Annotated in this window: 7 protein-coding genes; 2 read left to right on the top strand and 5 right to left on the bottom strand. The window is 62.6% G+C overall.

The window, feature by feature from the left end; all coding sequences use genetic code 11:
- Positions 1-43: 43 nt before the first annotated feature.
- The 5 genes from pcaF to pcaR all read right to left on the bottom strand — a co-directional run bounded on the left by pcaF (position 44) and on the right by pcaR (position 5,680).
- On the bottom strand, positions 44-1,249 hold the full coding sequence (gene pcaF, locus ACK1U9_RS25320) for a 3-oxoadipyl-CoA thiolase (protein ID WP_181381669.1): 1,206 nt from the start codon (positions 1,247-1,249) through the stop codon (positions 44-46).
- Positions 1,246-2,025: a CoA-transferase subunit beta gene (locus tag ACK1U9_RS25315; protein ID WP_015271653.1), complete on the bottom strand. Its 780-nt coding sequence runs from the start codon at positions 2,023-2,025 to the stop codon at positions 1,246-1,248. The genes pcaF and ACK1U9_RS25315 overlap by 4 nt, the downstream gene beginning before the upstream one ends.
- Positions 2,022-2,882: a CoA transferase subunit A gene (locus tag ACK1U9_RS25310; protein WP_046617220.1), complete on the bottom strand. Its 861-nt coding sequence runs from the start codon at positions 2,880-2,882 to the stop codon at positions 2,022-2,024. The genes ACK1U9_RS25315 and ACK1U9_RS25310 overlap by 4 nt, the downstream gene beginning before the upstream one ends.
- Positions 2,883-3,111: 229 nt before the next feature.
- On the bottom strand, positions 3,112-4,458 hold the full coding sequence (locus tag ACK1U9_RS25305; protein WP_046617221.1) for an MFS transporter: 1,347 nt from the start codon (positions 4,456-4,458) through the stop codon (positions 3,112-3,114).
- Positions 4,459-4,789: 331 nt separating this feature from the next.
- A complete protein-coding gene (gene pcaR / locus ACK1U9_RS25300; RefSeq protein WP_025340494.1) occupies positions 4,790-5,680 on the bottom strand; it encodes a pca regulon transcriptional regulator PcaR in 891 nt (296 codons plus the stop codon).
- 488 nt (positions 5,681-6,168) lie between these two features.
- Between pcaR and ACK1U9_RS25295 the strand changes: the two genes are divergently transcribed.
- Both ACK1U9_RS25295 and ACK1U9_RS25290 read left to right on the top strand, forming a co-directional pair.
- The gene (locus tag ACK1U9_RS25295) at positions 6,169-6,369 is read left to right on the top strand and encodes a hypothetical protein (RefSeq protein WP_003259583.1); all 201 of its coding nucleotides are present in this window, start codon (positions 6,169-6,171) and stop codon (positions 6,367-6,369) included.
- A 312-nt stretch (positions 6,370-6,681) separates the two neighbouring features.
- Positions 6,682-8,154, top strand: coding sequence for an inorganic phosphate transporter (locus tag ACK1U9_RS25290; RefSeq protein ID WP_025340495.1), 1,473 nt, complete (start codon positions 6,682-6,684; stop codon positions 8,152-8,154).
- Positions 8,155-8,282 lie beyond the last annotated feature (128 nt).

The raw sequence follows: 8,282 nt of genomic DNA, 5'->3' as shown, positions 1-8,282 counted from the left end.
TTCCCTGGGGGTGGGGTTTTCCCCGCGAAGAGGCCGGTACAGGTCAAACCCGCTCGATGGCCAGCGCCAAACCTTGGCCTACGCCCACACACATGGTCGCCAGGCCTTTACGCCCACCGCTCTTTTCCAGTTGGTGAAGCGCAGTCAGCACCAGGCGCGCACCGCTCATGCCCAGCGGGTGGCCCAGGGCGATAGCACCGCCGTTGGGGTTCACCTGCGGTGCATCGTCGGCCACACCCAGCTCACGCAGCACCGCCAGACCTTGGCTGGCAAAGGCTTCGTTGAGCTCGATCACATCGAAATCATTCACCGCGATGCCCAGGCGCTCGGTCAGCTTGCGCACTGCCGGCACCGGGCCAATGCCCATGACCCGCGGTGCAACACCGGCGCTGGCCATGCCCAGTATCCGGGCACGTGGGGTCAGGCCGTGTTTCTTCACCGCCTCGGCCGAGGCCAGGATCAACGCCGCAGCACCGTCATTCACACCCGAGGCGTTGCCGGCGGTGACGGTCTTGTCCGGGCCGTTGACCGGCTTGAGCTTGGTCAGCGCTTCCAGTGTGGTTTCCGGGCGCAGGTGCTCGTCACGCTCGACGATGGTCTCGCCCTTCTTGTGCGCGATACGCACCGGCACGATCTCTTCGGCGAAGAAACCGGCGGCCTGGGCGGCAGCTGCCTTCTGCTGGCTGCGCAGGGCGAAGGCGTCCTGGTCAGCACGCGAAACCTGGTAATCGTCGGCCACGTTGTCGGCGGTTTCCGGCATGGAGTCCACACCGTACTGGCTCTTCATCAGGGGGTTGATGAAACGCCAGCCGATGGTGGTGTCTTCGAGCTTCATGTTGCGCGAATAGCCACTTTCGGCCTTGCCCATGACGAACGGGGCACGCGACATCGACTCGACGCCGCCGGCAATCGCCAGCTCCATTTCGCCGCTGGCAATGGCGCGGAAGGCGGTACCGATGGCATCCATGCCCGACGCGCAGAGGCGGTTCAGGGTAACGCCCGGAATGCTTTCCGGCAGGCCGGCCAGCAGCAGCGCCATGCGCGCCACATTGCGGTTGTCTTCGCCAGCCTGGTTGGCGCAGCCGAAGAATACTTCGTCAACCTGATCCCACTGCACGCTCGGGTTGCGCTCGATCAGCGCCTTCAGCGGCACGGCGGCCAGGTCGTCGGCCCGCACGCCGGCCAGGGCACCGCCGAAGCGGCCGATCGGGGTGCGAATGGCGTCACAGATGAATACGTCGCGCATCAGGCTTCTCCTGCCACCTGGCCGTGGGCCGCGGCGGTACGGGCTTCGAGGTCTCGCAGGGCGGACAGCTCGACTTCGGTCGGTTCGGCAGTGGTCTGCACATCGTCGGCAAAGCGGATCGCCCAGCCAGTGGCGGCGATGATCTGCTCGCGGGTCACGCCCGGGTGGATGGCAGTAACGACGAATTCGTGGGTACCAGCCTCCGGCTCCATGATGCACAGGTCGGTGATGATACCGACCGGGCCGTCGCCTGGCAGGCCAAGGCGTTTGCGCGAGTCGCCGCCTTCACCGTGGCCAACCGAGGTGATGAAGTCCAGCTTGTCGACGAAGGCACGCGGCGACTGCTTGAGGATGATCAGCACCTGTTTGGCGGAACCGGCGATTTCCGGTGCGCCACCGGCACCCGGCAGGCGGGTTTTCGGGGCGTGGTAGTCACCGACCACAGTCGTGTTGATGTTGCCGAAGCGGTCGACCTGGGCGGCGCCGAGGAAGCCGACGTCGATGCGCCCACCTTGCAGCCAGTAGCGGAAGATCTCGCCGGTCGGCACCACGGTGTCAGCGGTTTCGGCCAGCTCGCCGTCGCCGATCGACAGCGGCAGTACGCTTGGCTTGGCGCCGATCGGACCGGACTCGTAAATCAGCACCACGTCTGGCGACGAGGTCAGGCGCGCCAGGTTGGCGGCCTTGGAAGGCAGGCCGATGCCGACGAAGCACACAGCACCGTTACGCAGGCGACGGGCTGCGGCGACGGTCATCATTTCGGAAGTGGAGTAGCTCATTGTGCGGCCTCCGCAGTGCTGGCCAGCTTGGCCTTGAATTCGTTGAAATCGGCAGTGCCACGGATGTAGGTGTCAATCCAGGCGGTGAACGATTCGCGGCTGCGCGCGATCGGGTCCCAGGCCTGGTAGAAGCGGTTGTCACGCTCGTAGTAGCCATGGGCATAGGACGGGTGCGCACCGCCAGGTACCAGGCATACCGCGCTCAGGGCCCAGGTCGGCAGTACGCAGGCGTTCATCGGGGCCTGCAGGTCGTCGACGATTTCCTCGACGGTGACGATGCAGCGCTTGGCGGCCAGGGCGGCTTCCTTCTGCACGCCGAGGATGCCCCACAGCAACACGTTGCCTTTGCGGTCAGCCTTTTGCGCGTGAATCACGGTCACGTCCGGGCGCACCGACGGCACGGCTGCCAGCACTTCACCGGTGAACGGGCAGGTGACGCTCTTGATCAAGGGGTTGACCTTCGGCAGGTCGGAGCCGGCGTAAGCACGCAGCACGGCGAACGGCAGGCCAGAAGCACCGGCGACATAGGCGTTGGCCAGGTCGGCGTGGCTGTGCTCTTCGATTTCGATGGCGTGTGGCCACTGCTTCTCGACGGCATCACGCAGGCGGTGCAGCGAACCGACACCCGGGTTACCACCCCAGGAGAAGATCAGCTTGCTGGCGCAACCGGCGCCGATCAGCTGGTCGTAGATCAGGTCCGGGGTCATGCGCACCAAGGTCAGGTCGCGCTTGCCCTGACGGATGATCTCGTGGCCGGCGGCAGTCGGGATCAGGTGGGTGAAACCTTCGAGGGCGACGGTATCGCCATCCTGGATGAACTGCTTCACGGCTTCGTGAAGCGAGAGAATTGCAGCCATTTGGAGACTCCTGGTCAGGGTGCTTCGGTGAGCTCAGATTAAGGAGACTCTTGGGTGGCTTACAATCCGATAATCGACTATTTGTGCGATTATCGAACCATTTGTTGTCCTGCTACTCATTCTCTACCGTGTCGAATTCTTCGCAGCACAAGGCTGGTCCTACAGGGGCGACATCGCCTGTGTAGGAGCAGCCTTGTGCTGCGAAGAGCCGCAAAGCGGCCCTCGGGCCTCAGGTCGCGTCAGCGTGGCTCACCAGCCCTTTCACGATCACACCCACGGTCGCCAGCCCTGCCGGCACCAGCAACGCCGTCAGCACCTGTTCGAAGTTCCAGCCCAGCCCCAGCAGCGTGGCACCACTCCAGGCCCCGAGAATCGCGCCGAAACGGCCGATACCCAGCATCCACGATACCCCTGTGGCGCGGCCCTGTGTCGGATAGAAGCGCGCCGCCAGCGAAGGCATCGCCGACTGGGCGCCGTTCACGCACATGCCGGCAACCAGCACCAGCGTGGCCAATACGGTGATGTTGCCCAGGCTCTGCCCCACGGCGTAGGCGAACACACCGGCCAGCAGATAGAAAATGCCGATCACCTTGTGCGGATTGAAGCGGTCCATGGCCCAGCCCACGCCGACGGCACTCAGCACGCCACCGAACTGGAACAGTGCGCCGATGAAGGCCGCCTGCTCCATGCTCGCGCCACTGTCGCGCATCAAGGTTGGCAGCCAGCTGGTCAGCAGATAGACGATCACCAGGCCCATGAAGTAGGTCAGCCACAACAGCATGGTGCCCATGCCGTAGGTACCGGAGAAGATCAGCGCAAACACGTTGCGCGCGGCCACCGCCTTCTGCTCCGGCACGCTGAAGCTGCCCGCCTCGGCCACCACCTGCGGTGCGATGGGGGACAAGGTCTTGCGCACCTTGTCGGTGCCCCGATTGCGCACCACCAGGAACCGCGCCGACTCCGGCAGCCATACCATCAGCACCAGCGCAAGCAGCAACGGCAGCACGCCACCGATCACCAGCAGGCTGTGCCAGCCGTAGGCCGGGATCATCTTGGCGGAAATGAAGCCCCCACCGGCCATGCCCAGGTTGAAGCCGCAGAACATGCTGGTCACCAGCAGCGACTTGAGGCGTTCGGGGGTGTACTCAGACAGCAGCGTGGTGGCGTTGGGCATGCCTGCGCCAAGGCCCAGGCCGGTCAGGAAGCGCAATACCAGCAACTGCTCGACGTTGGTGGCATAGGCCGAGGCAAGGCTGAAGCCGCCAAATACCAACACAGCGCCCACCAGTACGCCCTTGCGGCCAAAACGGTCCGCCAGCGGGCCGGAGCCGAGGGCGCCGAAAACCATGCCGATCAATGCGGCACTCATGACCGGGCCGAGGCTGGCGCGGTCAATTCCCCAATCCTGTGACAGGGCCGGGGCTATGAAGCCCATGGCCGCGGTATCGAGGCCATCGAGGAAGACGATCAGGAAGCACAACAACACCACCCGCCATTGGTAGCGAGACAGCGGCTGCTGATTGATGAACGACTGGACGTCGAGGCTTTTGCCGACGTTGGTTTGCGCTTGGTTCATTATTGTTATCCGGAATGAGGGGCACAGCCAGGCCACTGCACGCGTTAAACCGGTACAGAGGACAGTAGTTTGAGGGAATGCGGCCGGCGTCAGCCTGGATATAACGGTACTGCGCGCGGGTGCGGCCGCGGCAGCGAGGGGACAGTATTCATGAAAGTGCCTCTTATTATGCTTTTCTTGTTCGGTCGGCACAGCCAACCGTTGCGAGAGACATTAATCAGCGGGCGGTGGTGGCGCAATTGACAGCGAACGACACTGTGCGTTTATCGCACAGGAAAGGGTTTTGCCTGTTCCAGATTTGAAAGGGGGCGCTTTGCGGCCCCCTGCAGGCTCAACCAAACAACTGATGGCAAAGGTCCCGGCTTGCCGCCAGCAGGATCGGCAAGAACCGTTGCTCCAGTTCACTGCGCGTCACCCGCCCGACATGGGTACTCACGTTCAATGCCGCCAACACCTGCCCCGAGGCGTCATACACCGGCACCGCAATCGAACGCAGCCCTTGCTCCAGCTCCTGGTCCACCACGCACCAGCCCTGGGCGCGCACCTGCTGGATACAGGCGAACAGTGACTCGGGGTCATGCAAGGTACGACTGGTACGCGCCTTCAGGTCGGCACGTTCCAGGTATTCACGCAGGCTGGTGTCGTCCATGGCCGCCAACAAAATGCGCCCCATCGACGTGCAATAGGCCGGCAGGCGCCCGCCCACCGACAGGTCGACCGAAATCAGCCGCTCCACGGTGGCCGAACGGGCTATATAAAGAATGTCGTCACCTTCGAGCGTGGCCATGTTGGCCGCCTCGTGCAGCTGATCGCTGATGCGGTCCAGGTATGGCTGGGCAGAAATCGCCAGCGGCGTCGAGGACAGGTATGCATGCCCCAGCGTCAGCACTTTGGGCAACAGCGAATAGGTGCGCCCGTCGGTGGTGGCGTAACCCAGCTTGATCAATGTGTGCAGGCAACGGCGTACCGCCGCACGAGGGATTTCGGTGCGGTGGCTGATCTGGGCGATGGTCAGGTGACGCTTGCGTTCCTGAAAGGCCTGGATTACTGCCAGGCCTCGCGCCAGGGAGGTCATGAAGTCCGGGTCGCCGGTAAAGGCCTGGATGCGCTTTGCCGGGGAAGCCACGATCGGCGGTGCCAGGGCTGCCGAGGCAGATCGCCCCTGCTCCGGGTTGCCCGACTCTGGATTGACGGAATCGTTGGCCAGGGTTTCGTCACTCATCGCACACCTCGAAAAAAACGCCCACTCGTGCGATTATCGAACAAACGGCCGATAATCGCAATTGACCGCTGACACTTTTACTTATACCTTTCTCATGCCACTTGTGGCTTCTTTGGAGAGACTGGTCAGGTACCCACCGTAGAAGTCCCCAGGCAACGGCCTCGCCTTTTGGCGAGGCCGTTTTTCATTACTCTCCCGGTCGACGGTCCCGCTGCTGCACTGCAACGAACTTTTGTCCGTCTTGCCTTTCAAACTTGTACGAAAAGCCCAAACTGTTGTCGGATGCATTCCGTTACTTGCGTCTGGTGATGTCAGGGCTGGGTAAATTACGATGTTCGGCGAAATATCGGTTGCTATAATCGATTGCGCAGGCCTCGACGATGCCGTGGTAATGGAACCTTCCGCTGTATCAAGCCGTTGCGGCCAGCAAGGCATGTGCACGCTGCACACGTAGAACAACAGTCATCAAACTTAATTCAGGTACTACTGTGACGAAAGATGAACTGCGCGCGGAACTCGAGCGCCAGGCTGAACGTTACAAGGATGTTTACGGTGGCGAAGTCACCACTTACGCCGCACAACCGGATCCGGAACGCAAACCTTGGCGCAAGCGCGCGAGCGTGCGCGACCAGGCCTTCAGCCAGGAACTGGAACGTATGGAAAAGGAACTGCGCAGCGACACTCCCTGACCCCGGGACCACGCCAGCGCGTCGTCGCCCGGCCAGCCCGGGCGCGGTCGATCTTTACTGTCTGGCCGAAGGTGAAATGGAATTACACAAATTTCATACGGCCGTTTGAAAAGAAGCGAAGCGGTTTTTTGCTTAATTTTTTGCCGGTTTTCGCCAGGTTTCGCGCGTTTTAGCGGACATTTCCCTGCCTCGACGTCGCGCCGTGCACATAACGCTCCCGACAGGAAGATTGCCGTCGGTCTGTCGCAGATGCATCGATTGCCAAGGTTTTCTGGCATAATCCCGCCCCCCTAAGACCGCCAGACAACCTTCATGATCGAATTATTCAGCGGACTGGATGCCTGGGTGTTGGTGAGCCTGCTGCTCGCCTTGACCTTCGTGCTCGCCTTCGAGTTCATCAATGGCTTTCATGACACCGCCAACGCGGTAGCTACCGTCATCTATACCAAAGCCATGCCGCCGCACCTCGCCGTGTTCTTTTCCGGCGTGTTCAACTTCCTTGGCGTTCTGCTCGGCGGTGTCGGGGTGGCCTATGCCATCGTGCACCTGCTGCCGGTAGAGCTGCTGATCAACGTGAACACCGGACACGGCCTGGCCATGGTCTTCTCGCTGCTGGCTGCGGCCATCACCTGGAACCTGGGCACCTGGTACTTCGGTATCCCCGCCTCCAGCTCGCACACGCTGATCGGCTCCATTCTCGGCGTCGGCCTGGCCAATGCCCTGATCAACGACATCCCGCTGGGCGACGGTGTCAACTGGCAGAAGGCGATCGACATCGCCATGTCGCTGGTGGTCTCGCCGATGGCCGGCTTCGCCGTTGCCGCACTGGTACTGATCGGCCTGAAGTGGTGGCGCCCGCTGTCGAAGATGCACAAGACCCCCGAGCAACGCCGCAAGCTCGACGACAAGAAGCACCCGCCGTTCTGGAACCGCCTGGTACTGGTGGTTTCGGCCATGGGCGTAAGCTTCGTGCACGGCTCCAACGACGGCCAGAAAGGCATCGGCCTGATCATGCTGGTACTGATCGGCATCGTCCCGGCCAAGTTCGTCCTCGACCTGAACAGCACCACCTACCAGATCGAGCGTACCCGCGACGCCACACTGCACATGAGCCAGTTCTACCAGCGCAACGCCGCCACCCTGGGCGAGTTCCTGGCGCTGGGCAAGGCCAAGGCCAGCGACCTGCCAGAGCAGTTCAGCTGCAACCCGCAGCAGACCGAGCCGACCATTGCCGCGCTGCAGTCCTCGCTGCAGGGCGTGACCGACTACCACAGCCTGAGTGCCGACAAGCGTGTCGAAGTGCGCCGTTACCTGCTGTGCCTGGACGACACGGCGAAGAAGGTTGGCAAGCTGCCAGGCCTGGAAGCCCGTGAAAAGGCCGACCTGGAAAAACTGCGCAAAGACCTGACCGCCACCACCGAGTATGCCCCGTTCTGGGTGATCGTGGCCGTCGCCCTGGCCCTGGGCCTGGGTACCATGGTCGGCTGGAAGCGCGTGGTACTGACCGTTGGCGAGAAGATCGGCAAGCAGGGCATGACCTATGCCCAGGGCATGTCCGCGCAGATCACCGCGGCTTGCGCCATCGGCATGGCCAACATCTTCGCCCTGCCGGTATCGACCACCCACGTGCTGTCGTCCGGTGTGGCCGGCACCATGGTCGCCAACAAGAGCGGCTTGCAAGGCGGCACCGTGAAGACCATCCTGCTGGCCTGGGTACTGACCCTGCCTGCGTCGATGGGCCTGGCGGCCGGCCTGTTCTGGCTGGCGTCCAAAGCCATTGGCTGAGTGATACCGCAACAAGAAGAAGGCGCCTGACGGGCGCCTTTTTCATAGGTGTCATTCCTGTACCGGCCCTATCGCCGGCAAGCCAGCTCCCACAGGTATTGCACAGGCCTCAAGGCCTGTGCAGTACC

The sequence above is a fragment of the Pseudomonas sp. XP1 genome (genome assembly GCF_053557675.1).
This window is presented reverse-complemented; position numbering and strand designations above follow the sequence as displayed.